This is a genomic window from Kitasatospora sp. NPDC085895 (genome assembly GCF_040702125.1).
Taxonomy (GTDB): domain Bacteria; phylum Actinomycetota; class Actinomycetes; order Streptomycetales; family Streptomycetaceae; genus Kitasatospora; species Kitasatospora arboriphila.
Genome location: NZ_JBFBJY010000062.1, coordinates 13,990 through 28,480 on the forward strand (window position 1 = coordinate 13,990; position 14,491 = coordinate 28,480).

The window sequence follows — 14,491 nt, forward strand, 5'->3', positions numbered from 1 at the left end:
GCTCCCTCCTCGCACCGCGCCCGGCCGCGTCTGAAGTCCGGCCGCCACACAATCACCGTGCACGGGAGGCTGCGCGCCGGAAGGGCCGTCTTTGCGCCACCCGGTCGACGGCGTTCCACCGCTCCGCGGCGCGTCGCCCCACCCCGGCCCTCCGGGAGCTCGCCGATCCGCCGGAACGGCGCCGAGCGGCCCTGGGCGCGGATCCTGACGGACGAGCTCGACCACCGCCCACGACCCGTCGGTCGGATCATGACGACGCGGCACGCACCGGGCCGCGACACACCCGCTCTGCGGACACGCCATAGGCTCGGCGGGGCGGTGGCGGGCGTTGTCGCCGGCCGGTCGGTGGAAAGGGTGTGGCGGCGGTGCTGGACGGGCTGGATGCGGCGCTGGTCCGCGAGCTGCAGCGGGACGGGCGGGTGAGCTACCAGCGCCTGGCCGAGCTGCTGGGGGTCTCGCGGGAGGCGGCGCGGGCGCGGGTGCACCGGCTGACCTCCTCCGGCGCGGTGCGGGTGGTGGGGATCGTCCGGCCGTCGGTGGTCGGGATCACGGCGGTCGCGCATGTGTCGCTGGCGGTCGAGGGCCCGGCGCGGCCGGTGGCCGAGGCGGCGGCGGCCCGGCCCGCCACGTCGTTCGTGTCGTGCACGGCGGGCGGCGGCGCGGTGGTGGCCGAGGTCCGGGTCGCGGACGACCGCGCGCTGGAGCGCGAGTTCACCGCGCTGCGCGGCGTCCCGGGGGTGCACGGCATCGAGGTGTTCCGCTGTGCGGAGCTGCTGCGGGACGCGTACTCGCCGCTGCCGGGCGGCCCGGCGGCGCCGCGGCCGGCCGAGGGGCCTTTGCCGCCGGTCGACGAGACGGACCGGGTGCTGCTGGGTCTGCTGCAGGTGGACGGGCGGGCGTCGTTCGCGGCGCTGGCGGAGCGGGTGGGGCTGTCGCAGCCGGCGACCCGCGCCCGGGTGCTGCGGCTGCTGGAGTCGGGGGCCGTGCACGTGACCGGGCTGGTCGCCTCGCAGGCGCTCGGGGTGCGGGAGGCGGTCGGCGTGGGGCTGGGGGTGCGGGGCGCCGCCCGGGAGGCGGCCGCGCTCGCCGTCGGACTGCCGGGGGTGAACTACGTGGCCGCGGGCCACGGCCGCTTCGACGTGGTCTGCGGGGTGGACGCCGCGGACCGGGCGGCCCTGCTCGGCACCCTGGACGCGCTGCGCGCCCTGCCGGGCGTGGTCCGCGCCGAGTCCTGGTACCACCTCGACATCGTGAAGGAGACGTACAGCTACGATCTCCCGGCCTGACCGGCGGATCGATCGCCGTCAGCGTCACCCGATTACGAAACGCAGGATCAGAGGCGAATCGACTGCGGAAATGTATCCGCAGGTCATTGACGCAGTGTTTTCGCCCGGCATTGAATGACCGGCGTCCCCCCTCTCCCTCACCCTGTCGGGACGGCTGATGTCCAGATCCCCCCAGAGCGGTGTCGCCGCGCTGCCCCGCTCGCTCGGCGTCTTCGGCGGCGTCCTGCTGACCCTCTCCTGCGTGACCCCGGCCTCCTCGCTGTTCATCGTGGTGCCGCCGCTGCTGCAGACCCAGGGCAGCGGCACCGTCCTCACCCTGCTGATCGCCGCGCTGCTCTCGCTCGGTGTCGGCTTCTGCTACGCGGAGCTCGGCACGCTCGTCCCGAGCGCCGGCGGCGAGTACTCGATCGTCGGGCAGCTGCTCGGCCGGCTGGCCGGCTGGCTGGTGTTCGTGATCTCGGTGGTGTCGCTGCTGGTGATCCCGCCGATCATCGCGCTCGGCACGGCCGGCTACCTGTCCTCGGTGGCCGCCCTCGACCCGGCGGTCACCGGGGCCGTGGTGATGGCCCTCGCCGTCGCCGTCGGCGTCCTGGACATCAAGTCCAACGCGCTGATCACCGGCCTCTTCCTCGGCCTGGAGGTGCTCGCCGCGGCCGTGGTCAGCGTGCTCGGGCTGACCCACGTCCACCGGCCGCTGGGCAGCCTGGTGCACGCCGTCGTCCCGGACGGGCACGGCGGCACCGGGCCTGGCCGTCGCCCTGTTCACCTACAACGGCTTCGGCACCGCGGTCTACCTCTCCGAGGACCTGCGCGACCCCCGCCGCACGGTGGCGCGCACGGTGCTCTGGTCGCTGCTGGCCGGCGTGCTGCTGATCACCGTGCCGGTCGCCGCGATCTGCCTGGGCGTCGACTCGCCCGACCGGCTCGCCGAGGGCGACCTCGTCGCGATCGTCGACTCCTGGGCCGGAAGCACCGTCGGCACCTTCGTCAGCCTGTGCATCGCCGCCGCCATCCTCAACGCCGTGATCGTCATGGTGCTGCAGAACGGCCGGGTGCTGTACGCCTCGGCCCGCGACCGCACCTGGCCCGACCCGGTCAACCGGGTGCTCGGCGCGCTGCACCCCCGCTGGGGCTCGCCGTGGGCCGCGACCCTGGCGATCGGCCTGCCCGGGGTGGTGCTCGCCCTCGCGGTGCCGATCGACGTCCTGCTCGGCTTCACCGGCGTCGTGGTCGCGGTGATCTACCTGCTGCTCGGGTGCGCCGCGCTGACCGCCCGGCGTGCCCGCCACCGCGCCGTACCCGCCTGGCGGATGCCGCTCTGGCCGGCCGTGCCGCTCGTCACCATCGCCGTGCTCGGCTACTCGCTGACCCAGCAGACCGGCCGCGACCTGCTGATCACCGGCGGCGTGCTGCTCGCCGGCACCTGCTACTGGTTCGCCTACCTGCGTCCGCGCAGCGCCACCCACTGGGTGCTCAGCCTGCCCGCCGACGTTGCCGGCGACCCCGACCCCGGCACCCCCGATCCCGACGGCACCGAGGGCGCCGCCGCCCCGCTGAACGGAGCCCGGCCGTGACCCGCCCCGCCGACCTCGTCCTGTACAACGCCCACGTGCACACCGTGGACGACGCCCGTCCGCGCGCCGAGGCGGTCGCCGTTCGCGACGGCCGGATCGCCTGGGTCGGCGACCGCGACGGCTGGCGGGCGTTCACCGGCCCGGACACCGAGGCCGTCGACGCCCGCGGCCGGCTGGTGCTGCCCGGGTTCGTCGACAGCCACAACCACGTCCGGCTGGGCTCCGACGCCGACTGCGTCCAGCTCGCCGGGGCCGGCACCCTCGACGAGATCGGCGCACGGATCGCCGACCGGGTGCGCAGCCACCCCGACGCCGCATGGATCGAGGGCGAGGCCTTCGACTACTCGGCGATCCCCGGCGGCCGGATGCCCACCGCCGCCGACCTGGACCGCTTCACCGGGGACCGGCCGGCGTTCGTGCTCAGCTACGACGTGCACACCGCCTGGCTGAACACCGCGGCGCTGCGCCGCCTCGGCATCGGCCGGGACACCGCGCAGACCGCGTACGGCACCGTGCGGAAGGACCCGGCGACGGGCGAACCGACCGGCTTCCTCACCGACTTCGCGGTGCGCGGGCTCTCCCGGGACGGCCACCGGGCGCTTCGGGCGGCCGGCGTGCCCTGGGCGGACCCGGACCGGCAGTACCGGCGGCTCGCCGGCAGCCTCGACATGGCCGCCCGGTACGGGATCACCACGGTCGTGGAGCCGCAGAACTCCCTCGACGACCTGCCGTTGTTCGAGCGGGCGCTCGCCGAGGGCCGGCTGCGGTCCCGGCTGGTCGCCGGGCTGTTCCACCCGCGCGGCACCACCCCGGAGGACCTGGCGGCGTTCGCCGCGGCCGCCCGGCGCCACGCCTCCGACCGGTTCCGGGTCGGGCCGCTGAAGCTCTACATCGACGACGTGGTGGAGCCGCACACCGCGGCCCTGCTGGAACCGTACGCCGGCCACCACAGCCACCGCGGGGAGACCTTCTACCCGCCGGAGGAGTTCGCGGAGGTGCTGGCCGGGCTGGACGCGGCCGGCTTCCAGGCCTTCGTGCACGCCACCGGGGACCGCGGGATCCGCACCGTGCTGGACGCGGTGGCGCACGCCCGGGCCGTCAACGGGCCGAACGACGCCCGGCACCAGGTCGTCCACGTGGAGTGCCTGGACCCGGCCGACGTGCCGCGCTTCGCCGAACTCGGCGTCGTCGCCTGCATGCAGCCGCGGCACTGCTCGCCGGACATCGCCGGCCCCGGACGGGACTGGGCCGAGGCGGTCGGCGAGCACCGCTGGAACAAGGCCTGGCCGATGCGCAGCCTGCACGAGTCCGGCGCGGTGCTCGCGCTGTCCAGCGACTGGAACGTCGCGGAGATGGACCCGCTGGTCGGCCTGTACACCGCGGTGACCCGCCGCGGCCTGGCCGGCGGCGAGCCGTGGATGCCGGAGGAGACGCTCGACCTGGCGACCGCGCTGCGCGGCTACACCCTGGGCAGCGCGTACGCCGTCCACCTGGAGCACGAGCTCGGCAGTGTCGTCCCCGGCAAGCTCGCCGACCTGGTGATGCTCTCCGACGACCTGTTCGAACTGGAGCCGAAGGCGTTCCTCGACGCCCGGGTGGAGCTGGGCGTGCTCGGCGGCGAGGTCGTCCACCGGGCCGTCTGACGGACCGTCGCCGTTGGGTGCTGCCCGCTCCCCCTCCCCCCGGGGTGCGGGCCCGCGGCCGCGTCGGGTGCCGGTGCGGCGCGCTCCGGCAGGTCGCCGTTCGGGCGTTCGCCCCACGACCTGCGGCGGCGGGAGGCGATGAAGGTGGTGACCGGTACGCGGTGCGCGTAGGCGTTCAGGTTCCCGGGCTCGACCTCGCGCCACCGCAGGACCGGTTCGACCGGGGTCGTCCGCACCAGGTCGTCCGCCTCGTCGCGGTCGCCGCGGAGCAGGTGGGCGCTGCGGCGACCGCGCCGTCCTCCTTCCCCTCTCCCGGCCGCCCCGGCGGCCCTCACCCCGTCCGATGCGGTGAGGGTCCGTCCGGGTTCCAGTGATCTTCGCCGGATGCGCGGAGCGCCCGGGTCGGGGCCGCGGGCCGGCGTCAGGCGGGCAGGCCGATGGCGCGTTCGCCGCTGCGGCGCTGCTGGATGACGACGGCGATGACCAGCAGGGCGCCCTGGGCGACGTTCTGCCAGAAGGAGTTGATGCCTTCGACGGTCAGTCCGTTCTCCAGGCAGCCGAGCAGCGCCACGGCGAGCAGGGTGCCGCCGATGCCGCCCTTGCCGCCCTTGAGGGCGCAGCCGCCGAGGGCGGCGGCGGTGATGGCCTTGAGTTCGAGTCCTTCGCTGCCGGAGGTGGGCTGGCCGCTGCCGGTGCGGGCGGTGAGCAGGATGCCGGCGACGGCGGCGACGGTGCCGATCAGGGCGTAGACGGCCACCAGGTACTTGTTGATGTTGATGCCGGCGAGGCGGGCGGCGGTGTCGTTGCCGCCGATCGCGTAGACGTTGCGGCCGATGTCGGTGTACTTCAGCAGCAGGTGGACGGCGAGCGCGGTGAGGATGAGGATCCACACCATGACGGGCAGGCCGGCGATCTTGCCGCGGCCGAGGAAGACGAAGACGTCGTCGTTGAGGACGTAGCCCTGGGCGCGGCCGTTGGAGATCAGCTGGGCGAGTCCCTTGTAGGCGGCGAGGCCGGCCAGGGTGGCGATGGTGGGGTTGACCCGGCCGTAGACGATGATCACGCCGTTGAGGATGCCGATGAGGATGCCGACGCCGACGGCGGCGGCCATGCCCGCCAGGGCGTTGGAGCCCGCGGACGTGAAGGCCATCGCGCTGACGACCGAGGCGACGCCGGCCTGGGAGCCGACGGAGATGTCGAGGCCGCCGCAGATGATGACGACGGTCTGGACGACGGCGAGCAGGCCGGTGATCGTGGCGGCCTCGGCGATCACCTGGAGGTTGGAGACGGAGAGGTAGTTGTCGTTGAGCGCGCCGAAGAGGGCGAGGACGACGACCAGTGCGCCGATCAGGCTGAGGTTCTGCCCGCCGACGGAGGCGAGGACCGCGGCGGGGTTGCCGCCCTTGCGCGTCGCGGTGCTGCCGGTGGCGGCCGGCGGGGTGTCGGTGGTGGTGCTCATGCGGCGGCTCCAGGGGTGGCGGGGGCGATGTCGTCGGCCATGGCGAGGCTGAGGACGGCCTCCTCGGTGGCGTCGGCGCGGTCGAGTTCGCCGGTGATGCGGCCGTTCTGCATGACGACGATGCGGTCGGCGAGGCCGAGGACCTCGGGGAGTTCGGAGGAGATGACCAGGATCGCGACGCCCTCCGCCGCGAGGTCGGCGATGATCCGGTAGATCTCGGCCTTGGCACCGACGTCGATGCCGCGGGTCGGCTCGTCCAGGATCAGGACCTTGGGCTTGCGGGCGAGCCAGCGGGCGAGGACGACCTTCTGCTGGTTGCCGCCCGAGAGCTTGCGGACCTCGTGCTCGATCGAGGGGGTGCGCACCCGCAGCCGGTCCGCGTACTCCTGGGCCAGCTGCCGCTCCGCCGAGCGGCGGACGAAGCGGAAGCGGCGCAGGCGCTCCAGGACGACGGTGGAGGTGTTGTCGCGGATCGAGCGGTGCAGGAAGAGGGCCTGGGCCTTGCGCTCCTCCGGGGCAAGTCCCAGGCCGGCGCGGATGACGGCGCCGGGGTTGCCGGAGGGCAGGCGCTGCCCGTCGAGGGTGACGGTGCCGGAGCGCACGGGCAGGTCGCCGGCCAGCGCCAGGGCGAGCTCGGAGCGGCCGGCGCCGATCAGTCCGGCGAGGCCGACCACCTCGCCGGCGTGGACCTGCAGGTCGATGTCGCGGACGTCGTCGGTGGTCAGGCCGCGGACGTCGAGCACCAGGCGGTCGGTGGCGACGTGCGGGCGGGAGAACACGGCGGACAGGTCGCGGCCGACCATGAGCCGGACGAGCTCGCCCTCGCTGGTGGTCGCGGCGTCCTGGATGCCGGCGAGCGCGCCGTCGCGCAGCACGGCGATGCGGTCGGCGAGTCGGAAGATCTCCTGCATCCGGTGGGAGACGTAGACGACGGCCACACCGTCGGCGCGCAGCCGCCGGATCAGCGCGAAGAGCGCCTCGACCTCGTGCTCGGAGAGCGAGGAGGTGGGCTCGTCGAAGGCGATGACCTTGGCCTCGCCGGTCAGGGCCCGCATGATCTCGACCAACTGGCGCTGGGCGGGGGTGAGCTCGGAGCCGAGCAGGTCGGGGTCGAGGACCTTCTCGAAACCCAGGCGCACGAGGTCGGCGGTGATCTTGCGGCGCAGCTCCGCGCGGTCCAGGCGGCGGCCGGCGGCGCGGGGCAGCGCACCCACGTAGACGTTCTCGGCGACGGAGACGTGCGGGACGATCTCCGGTTCCTGCGGGATGATCCGGATGCCGGCGCGGTGGGCGTCGGTCGGCGAGGCGAGCTGGACGGGCTTGCCGTCGACCAGGACGCTACCTTCGGTGGGCCGGTGGTCGCCGGTGAGGATCTTCAGCAGGGTCGACTTGCCGGCGCCGTTCTCGCCCATCAGCGCGGTGACCTGGCCGGCGGGGAAGTCCAGGGTGACGTCCGACAGGGCCTGCACGGCGCCGAACCGCTTGGAGAGGTTCCGCACGCCGGCGCCGCCCGGGGCCGGGGCGGTGGGCGGACGGGGATCCGGCTTCTCGTCGTGGGCTCGGCTCATGGGGTCACCTTCGTTTCGTGCGGGGAGGGTTCGCGGAGCTGCGCGGAGAAGGGGCCGACGCCGGCCCGGGCCCCGGACGTACCGGGCATCGGCCGGCGGGGCGTCAGCTGCAGCTGACGCCGGCGGACTTCCAGGTGGTCGGGTCGACCATGGTGGTGGGCGCGAATGCCTCCTTCGGGAAGTCCTTGCCGTTCTTGAGCCGGTCGTACATGGTCTGGACGGCCAGCGCCCCGACGTCCTTGCCGTTGATGAACAGGGCGGCCTTCATGCCCGACGGCTTGCCGCTCCAGTCCTTGCAGGCGAGGTAGGCGCCGAGGCCGACGCCGATGACGTCGCCGGGGCCGATGCCCGCGTTCTCCATGGCGGTGACACCGCCCTGGACGTTCTCGTCGTTGCAGCCCCAGACGACCCAGTGCTTGACGCCCGCGTTGGCGGTGACCGTCGCGGCGATCTTGTCCTGGGCGCCGGTGGGGGTGTTGTCGGTGGCGACGTCGATGTTCTGGACCTGGGCGCCCGACCCGGCGGTGAATGCCTCCTTGGCGGCCTTCACCCGGTCGCCGCAGACGGTGACGTCCTGCTTCCAGGCGGAGACGATCCGGGTCTCGGCCGGGTTCCAGCCGGCCTTCTTGAACTCCTCGGCGGCGCGCTTGCCGACCTCGGTGCCCATCTGTCGGCCGGAGAAGCCGATCCGGGCGACGAGGTCGTCCTTGCTGCAGGCCGCCGGGTCGGGGCCGGTGGCGCAGATCTGGTCGTCGGAGGTCAGCAGCGCCACCTTGGCGTCCCGGGCGGCCTGGACGACCGACGGGCCGACGGCGGGGTCGGGCACGACGATGATGACGCCGTTGGTCTTCTGCGCGACGGCGGACTGCACCTCGCTGACGGTCTTGTTGGCGTCGTTGCCGAGGTTCACCACCTTGAGGTCGATGCCGAGTTCGGCGGCCTTGGCCTTGGCGCCCGCGGCCTCGCCCACGAAGTACTCCTGGTCGCCCTGCTTCTGCAGGTAGGTGAGCGAGATCCTGCCGTTCACCGGCGCCGTGGGGCCCGCGTCGCCCTTCAGCGACTCCTGCCCGGTGGAGCAGGCGGTGGTCAGGCCGAGGGTGAGCAGCAGGCCCGCCGCGGCGGCGGCACGGGTCGTGGTGCGGAACATGGGAGCTCCTTCGGGCATGCGCCGGCGGCGCGGCGGGTGCGCTCGGGCCACCGCAGCAGGCGTCCCGAGTTCCATCAAGAACAAACACGTTCAAACGGTATGCAACATATGACACCCGTGTTGCATGGCACCGTCAAGGGGGCGGGATCGCCGAGACCAGCTTGTGACCATGGAGCGGACGACTGTGCCTTCGTTGCGTCACCTCTCTTTCTCGGCCGTCCAGTTGACGCCGGGTCTCGGCCACGGCCCGCGGCGCCGGTCGGCGGTGCTGCCCGGGCTCCGGGACCGGCCCTGGCAGGATGGCGCCATGGAACGTGTGCTTGGAATCGGCGGGTACTTCCTGCGGGCGGCCGACCCGGCGGCCATGAGCGCCTGGTACCGCGACTGCCTGGGGCTGGACGCGGACGAGCACGGCCTCTGGCAGCAGGAGGCCGGGCCGACGGTGTTCGCGGCGTTCGACTCCGGGACGGACTACTTCGGGTCCCCCACCCAGCAGACCATGCTCAACTTCCGGGTCCGCGACCTGGACGCGATGCTCGCACAGCTGCGGGCCAAGGGCGCCGAGGTGTCCGGGGAGACCCAGGAGATGGAGGGTGTCGGCCGGTTCGGCTGGGTCACCGATCCCGAGGGCCGCCGGATCGAACTGTGGCAACCCGCCTGAGCGGGCACCCGCGCGAGGCGGGCGGGACCCCCGGGCCGGTGCCGCAGGCGGACGGCGCGTCAGGAGACGAAGGCCCGGTCGAGGACCACGGGGTCCGCGTGCGAGCCGGTGACCACGTCGACGCGGGGCCCTGCGAGAGGAGGCCGCCGCGGTGGTGCGCAGCCTGGGAGCGCTGCTCGGCCCCGGCGCGAGTGCGGTCCCCGCGGGGCTCCGCACCGCCTTCACCCTCCAGGCCGCCGATCTGGTCGGCGCGGCGCGGGCGCCCGGGCTGCTGCGGCTGGCGGGGCGGGAGGCGCCGGGGGGCTCGTTCCGGATCCGGGCCGAGGAACTGGAGGCGGGACCGGCGCTGCGCGACGGCCGGATCGACCCGGAGGTCGGCTCCATCGACCACGTGGACCCGGAGACCCGGGTCGAGCAGCTGGTCGGTCTGCGCATGGTCGCGGCCGTCCGGCCCGGACATCCGCTCACCGAGGGGCCGCTGACCCCGGCCCGGCTCGCCGCCGCGGAGCACGTCGTGGTCAGCCGTCGCGGCCGGTTCACCGGCCCCCTCGACACCGCGCTGGCCGAGCTCGGCCTCCGCCGGCGGGTGGGCGTCGTCCTCCCGGATCACCTGGCCGCGACGGCCCTCACGGCCCGCAGCGACGTCGTCTGCCTGGTGCCGCCGCGCTCCCCGGCGCCGCGCCCTCGCCCCTCACCCACGACGCCGTCGCCCTCGGACTGCACCTGCTCGACCTCCCGCTGTCCCTGCCGCCGGTCACCATCGGCATGGCCTGGCACCCCCGGCACACGGCCGACGGGGGCCACCGCTGGCTCCGGGACGCCGTCCGCCGGGTCCTCCGTCCGCCGGGGGCCGCCGTGGTGGACGGGGCCGACGCCGGGTAGGCCGCGGAGGAGCGGCCGGGCGGAGCCGGTCCCGCCGCGGGTGGCGGGACCGGCCGGGGTTCCGGTCAGACGCAGGTCAGCTGGGGTGCGGCCCAGTCCGCGTGGTCGTAGGTGTTGCCGTTGTCGGCGGCTCCGACCTCCAGGGTCAGTTCGTAGGCGCCGGTGAGCGGGGCGTCGAGGTGGACGGCGCCGCCGGCGCCGGTGACCGTGCCGCTCCCGGCGACCTTCACTCCGTCGGCGAGGACCTGGAAGGTGACCGAGCCGTTGGAGCCGACCTCGTCGTCCACGCCGGCGTCGGTGCTGAGGGCGGTGCACCGGCCGCCGAGGTAGTAGGTGACGGTGGAGGTGGCGTGGGCGCCGAGGCCCTTGGCGTAGGCGGTGCCGCCGACGGTGAGGGTCCGTCCGTCACCGGCCGCCGCCTCGCCGTTGCTGCGGTCGTGCTCGACCGGGCCCCAGCCGTTGAACGCGGCGGTCCACGCCAGGTCGCCGAGGGCGTGGGTGCCGGGTGTCGGCGCCGTCCCGCAGCCGATGCGGGCGCCGGCCCAGTCCGCGTGGTCGTAGTCCTTGCCGTCGCCGGCGTCGGTGACGACGAGCCGAAGGTCGCTGCCGCCGGTGAGGTCGGCCGTCAGCCGCAGGGCCGGGTCGGTGCCGCGGCGGATTCCGCTGTCGGCCACCAGGGTGTCGTCGCGGTAGACCTGGAAGACCGCGGATCCGTTGCTGCCGACCTCGTCGTCGATGCCGACGTCGACCACCAGTCCGGTGCAGGTGCCGCCGAGGTGGTAGCGGACGTCCGAGCCGGCGTGCACGCCGAGGCCCTTGGCGTAGGCGGTGCCGCCGAGGGTGAGGGTCCGTCCGTCACCGGGCGCGGTCTCGCCGTTGCTGTGGTTCCGTTCGACCGGTCCCCAGGCGTTGGTGGGCGTGCCGGACCAGGCCAGGTCGCCGAGCCAGTGGAGTCCGGTGGGCAGCGCGGTCGGCGCGGCGGGCGTGACCCGGAACATCACCGTGCCGTGCGAGGGGACGGAGGCGCTGATCGCGCCGGTCGTGGTGGTGGTCTGCTTGGACCAGAGGTCCTTGAGGGTGTACGAGGCGGCGCCGCCGATGCCGGCGGCCGCGGCGGTCGTGGCGACCGTCCTGGTGGCGGCGGTCTCGTTGGTCAGGGTGACGGCGCGGCTGCCGTCGGCGAGCGGCTTGCTCATGACGACCAGTCCGTCGCCGGAGGAGATCACGGCGCCCTGCCGGCCGAGCGGGTCCTGGTCGACGGCGATGACGTCGGCGTTGGTGAGGACGGCCATGGTCGCGGCGCTGGCGGTGCGCAGGTCGGAGCCGATCAGCAGCGGCGCGGCCATCTCCGCCCAGAGGCTGAAGTGGGTGCGGTACTCGGTGTCCGTCATGCCGCCGTTGCCGACCTCCAGCATGTCGGGGTCGTTCCAGGCGTTCGGGCCCGCGTAGGGGGCGAGGGCCTGGTTCTCGTGCGCGATGGAGATCATGCTCGACCAGGAGTCGGAGATGTCGCCGGTGGTCCGCCAGGAGTTGCCGGTCTCCTGGGCCCACGTCCAGGGCTGGCTGCTGCCCCATTCGCAGATGCTGTAGAGGATGGGGCGGCCGGTGGCCTTCAGGGCGTCGCCCATCGCCTTGTACCTCTGCTTCGCGTCGACGCCCTGGTTGTTGCAGTTGTCGTACTTCAGGTAGTCGACGCCCCAGGACGCCCAGAGGTTCGCGTCCTGCTGTTCGTGGCCGAGTCCACCGGGGAAGCCGAGCCCGTCGCAGGTCCTGGTGCCGGCGCTGGAGTACAGGCCGAACTTCAGCCCCTTGGCGTGCACGTAGTCGGCGACCGCCTTGATGCCGTTCGGGAAGCGAACCGGATCGGGCACGAGGTTGCCGGCGGCGTCGCGGGTCGGCATCGCCCAGCAGTCGTCGAGGTTGACGTAGGTGTAGCCGGCCGCCTTCAGTCCCTTGGAGACGAAGATGTCGGCGATGCCCTTGACCATCGCCTCGTTGAACTCGGCCCGGCAGTGCGTGGAGTTCCAGTTGTTGAACCCCATCTGCGGGGTGACGGCCTGGGAGTTCTGCAGCGCGGCGGCCGGGGCGGCGCCCGCCACCTCGAGGCCGACCACCGCGGCGGCGCCCAGGGTGCCGCCGCCGCACAGCATGGCCAGGGTGGTGGCCACTCCGACGGCCCGGTGTCGGATCTTGTGGGGGATCAGGGTCATGCATGGCCTCCGGGACGCGATCAGCACACAAAAGCACTGAATCCAACGGAATCGAGCAGCCCCGAGCGTCGACCCGTTGACTCCCGGTTGTCAAGAGAATCGGCGGCCCGCGGATGAACTCCACCAGCCGTCCTGCACAAGGAAGTTGGCCGGTTCTCGACTAGGTTCCGCCGCCCCTGCGGCGGCCTCGGGCGGATCGCCGTGCGACCTGACGGACGGTCAGCGCGTTGTGAGAGGTGCCGAACCGGCACAGCTTTCCGCAGGGGGATCCCATGACCGACTCCGCTTCCGTGCACCGCGCCCCGCTCCTCGGCGCGGCGGCCGCCTCGCTCCTGTTCGCACTCGCGGCCTGCGACTCGCCCGAGCCCGCGCCCGACCGGGCGAAGCCCGCTCCGGCGCATTCGTCCGTGGCGGCACCGGCCGCTCCTGCCGCTCCCGCATCCGGCAGCGCCCCGGCTCGTCCGTCCGGCGCCCCGACCGGTGCTCCGAGCGTGGCGGCGGCTGCGGCGGGCGGAACATGCGGCGCTCCGGCCGGCGCGGCCCGGGTGTTCGTGTCCTCGGCCGCGAAGACCGCCGACGGCGGTGCCGACCTCGTCGTCTCCGACACCAGGGTGACGTGCAGCCCCGACGGGCTCGACCCGGTGGTGGAGGGCGCCGGCGGGACGGGGGTCAGGACGCTGCACCTCGTCGCCGGCGCGGCCGTCCACCTGCTCAGCCCCGACAACCGGCTCGCCGCCGCGACCCCCGCGGACCTCACCGGCCTGTTCGCCGCCCATGCCGCGAGCCGCTCGGGCACGGGCGCCCTGGGCTGGAAGGGCAACGTCTTCACCGTCCGCGTCGACGGATCGGGCCGGATCGACTTCCTCGGGCAGGGCCCCTGGTCGACGCTGAACACCGCACCGCCGAAGTGACCCGGCGGCGGGTGGGTGGTGCCGGTCAGTCGTCGTGCACGGGCAGCAGTCCGTGTTCGGCGAAGACCCGCTTCGCGGCGAGGGTGGCGTTGATCGCCTTCGGGAACCCGCAGTAGGCGGCCGCGTGGAGCAGCGCCTCGACGATCTCCCGGGCCGTCAGGCCGACGTTGAGGGCGGCGTGGACGTGCACCTCGATCTGGGGCTCGCAGCCGCCGAGTGCGGTGAGCATGCCGAGGGTGAGGAGTTGGCGGTCGCGGGGCGGCAGGGCGGGCCGGGAGTAGATCTCGCCGAACCCCCAGGCGGCGATCTGGTGCGCCATCTCCGGGGAGACGTCCGAGAGTGCGGCCACCACCCGCTCGCCCGCCTCGCCGTCGATCCGGGAGAGCACCTCCATGCCCCGTTCGAACCGGGCCCGGCGGGTGCGTGCGTCCGCACTGTCGGTCGTGCTGTCGGTCGTACCGTCGGCTGTCATGGGGCTCCGTGTCGTCGGGTGGTCGTTCACGCGGTCGCGGGCGCCGTGCTGCGCGGCCGAGCCCGGCCCCGCGACCACGCGGCCGCGCCGACGAGCAGCGCCGTTCCCAGCGCGTACGCCGGCAACCAGCGGGTGGTCGTCGCCGCGAGGCAGTCGTCGACGGCCTCCTGCCCCTGCTTCTGCTGCGCGTGGGCGAGCGCGGCGGCATCGCGACCGGCGAGGTCACCGAGGGCGGCCTGCGCCTGCAGGCTCTGGTACCGGCCGGACTGCACGCAGGCCTGCCGGGTCCCGGGCATCGGGAAGAGCCAGTCCCAGCGCTGCAGTGCGGGCGCGAGCGCCAGTGCCACGCAGAGGCCGACGACCAGCGAGTAGGCGGCCAGGCTCCACCGGTAGGCGCTCCGGCGGCCGGGCGTGGGCTCCGGCACCCGGCCGAAGGAGAGGACCACCGCGAGCAGCGTCACCCCGAGGTAGGTGGAGAACCACTGCCAGGAGCCCTCCGCGAGCGAGAACGCCAGCACCACGCCGAGGGCCGTCCCCAGCACACCGGCGTCGGCGGCCGGCCGCTCCCCGCCGGCGGTCCGGTCGACGTCCCCGCCCACCCTGCCGCCGGGGCTGCGCACACTCACACGCCCTCTCCTGCCTGCCGCCGGACCTCCAGCCTGCTACGGCCGCCCGCCC

At 74.1% G+C, this 14,491-nt stretch carries 11 protein-coding genes and 2 pseudogenes; 7 read left to right on the forward strand and 6 right to left on the reverse strand.

Annotated elements, in window-relative coordinates:
* Positions 1-356 precede the first annotated feature (356 nt).
* The 4 genes and pseudogenes from AB0442_RS29990 to AB0442_RS30005 all read left to right on the forward strand — a co-directional run bounded on the left by AB0442_RS29990 (position 357) and on the right by AB0442_RS30005 (position 4,503).
* Positions 357-1,286: an Lrp/AsnC family transcriptional regulator gene (locus tag AB0442_RS29990; protein ID WP_366166783.1), complete on the forward strand. Its 930-nt coding sequence runs from the start codon at positions 357-359 to the stop codon at positions 1,284-1,286.
* Positions 1,287-1,443: 157 nt separating this feature from the next.
* A pseudogene (locus AB0442_RS29995) lies at positions 1,444-1,920 on the forward strand (amino acid permease); the annotation flags it as partial.
* 124 nt (positions 1,921-2,044) lie between these two features.
* Positions 2,045-2,860, forward strand: a complete 816-nt coding sequence (locus tag AB0442_RS30000) for an APC family permease (RefSeq protein WP_366166812.1) — start codon at positions 2,045-2,047, stop codon at positions 2,858-2,860.
* Positions 2,857-4,503 carry an amidohydrolase gene (locus AB0442_RS30005; protein ID WP_366166813.1) on the forward strand — a complete coding sequence of 549 codons (1,647 nt, stop codon included), beginning with the start codon at positions 2,857-2,859 and terminating at the stop codon, positions 4,501-4,503. The genes AB0442_RS30000 and AB0442_RS30005 overlap by 4 nt, the downstream gene beginning before the upstream one ends.
* Positions 4,504-4,924: 421 nt before the next feature.
* Here AB0442_RS30005 and AB0442_RS30010 read toward each other — a convergent pair whose 3' ends face one another.
* The 3 genes from AB0442_RS30010 to AB0442_RS30020 form a co-directional block, all read right to left on the reverse strand.
* Positions 4,925-5,962 carry an ABC transporter permease gene (locus AB0442_RS30010; protein ID WP_366166784.1) on the reverse strand — a complete coding sequence of 346 codons (1,038 nt, stop codon included), beginning with the start codon at positions 5,960-5,962 and terminating at the stop codon, positions 4,925-4,927.
* Positions 5,959-7,530 (reverse strand): sugar ABC transporter ATP-binding protein, encoded by a 1,572-nt coding sequence (locus AB0442_RS30015; protein ID WP_366166785.1) that lies wholly within the window; start codon positions 7,528-7,530, stop codon positions 5,959-5,961. Before AB0442_RS30015 ends, AB0442_RS30010 begins: the two co-directional genes overlap by 4 nt.
* A gap of 103 nt (positions 7,531-7,633) precedes the next feature.
* Entirely contained in the window at positions 7,634-8,677 is a 1,044-nt protein-coding gene (locus AB0442_RS30020; protein WP_366166786.1) for a substrate-binding domain-containing protein, read from the reverse strand.
* A gap of 307 nt (positions 8,678-8,984) precedes the next feature.
* Here AB0442_RS30020 and AB0442_RS30025 point away from each other — a divergent pair, with 307 nt between their 5' ends.
* Positions 8,985-9,338, forward strand: coding sequence for a VOC family protein (locus AB0442_RS30025; RefSeq protein WP_366166787.1), 354 nt, complete (start codon positions 8,985-8,987; stop codon positions 9,336-9,338).
* Positions 9,339-9,450: 112 nt separating this feature from the next.
* Positions 9,451-10,220, forward strand: a pseudogene (locus tag AB0442_RS30030) (LysR substrate-binding domain-containing protein); the annotation flags it as partial.
* 65 nt (positions 10,221-10,285) lie between these two features.
* On the opposite strand, the gene AB0442_RS30035 reads toward AB0442_RS30030, so the two are convergent.
* Positions 10,286-12,430 (reverse strand): NPCBM/NEW2 domain-containing protein, encoded by a 2,145-nt coding sequence (locus tag AB0442_RS30035; protein ID WP_366166788.1) that lies wholly within the window; start codon positions 12,428-12,430, stop codon positions 10,286-10,288.
* Between the two features lie 272 nt (positions 12,431-12,702).
* Between AB0442_RS30035 and AB0442_RS30040 the strand changes: the two genes are divergently transcribed.
* Entirely contained in the window at positions 12,703-13,341 is a 639-nt protein-coding gene (locus AB0442_RS30040; RefSeq protein WP_366166789.1) for a hypothetical protein, read from the forward strand.
* A gap of 25 nt (positions 13,342-13,366) precedes the next feature.
* Here AB0442_RS30040 and AB0442_RS30045 read toward each other — a convergent pair whose 3' ends face one another.
* Together AB0442_RS30045 and AB0442_RS30050 are read right to left on the reverse strand one after the other, a co-directional pair.
* Entirely contained in the window at positions 13,367-13,813 is a 447-nt protein-coding gene (locus tag AB0442_RS30045; protein WP_366166790.1) for a carboxymuconolactone decarboxylase family protein, read from the reverse strand.
* A 26-nt stretch (positions 13,814-13,839) separates the two neighbouring features.
* Positions 13,840-14,439 carry a hypothetical protein gene (locus AB0442_RS30050; RefSeq protein ID WP_366166791.1) on the reverse strand — a complete coding sequence of 200 codons (600 nt, stop codon included), beginning with the start codon at positions 14,437-14,439 and terminating at the stop codon, positions 13,840-13,842.
* Positions 14,440-14,491 lie beyond the last annotated feature (52 nt).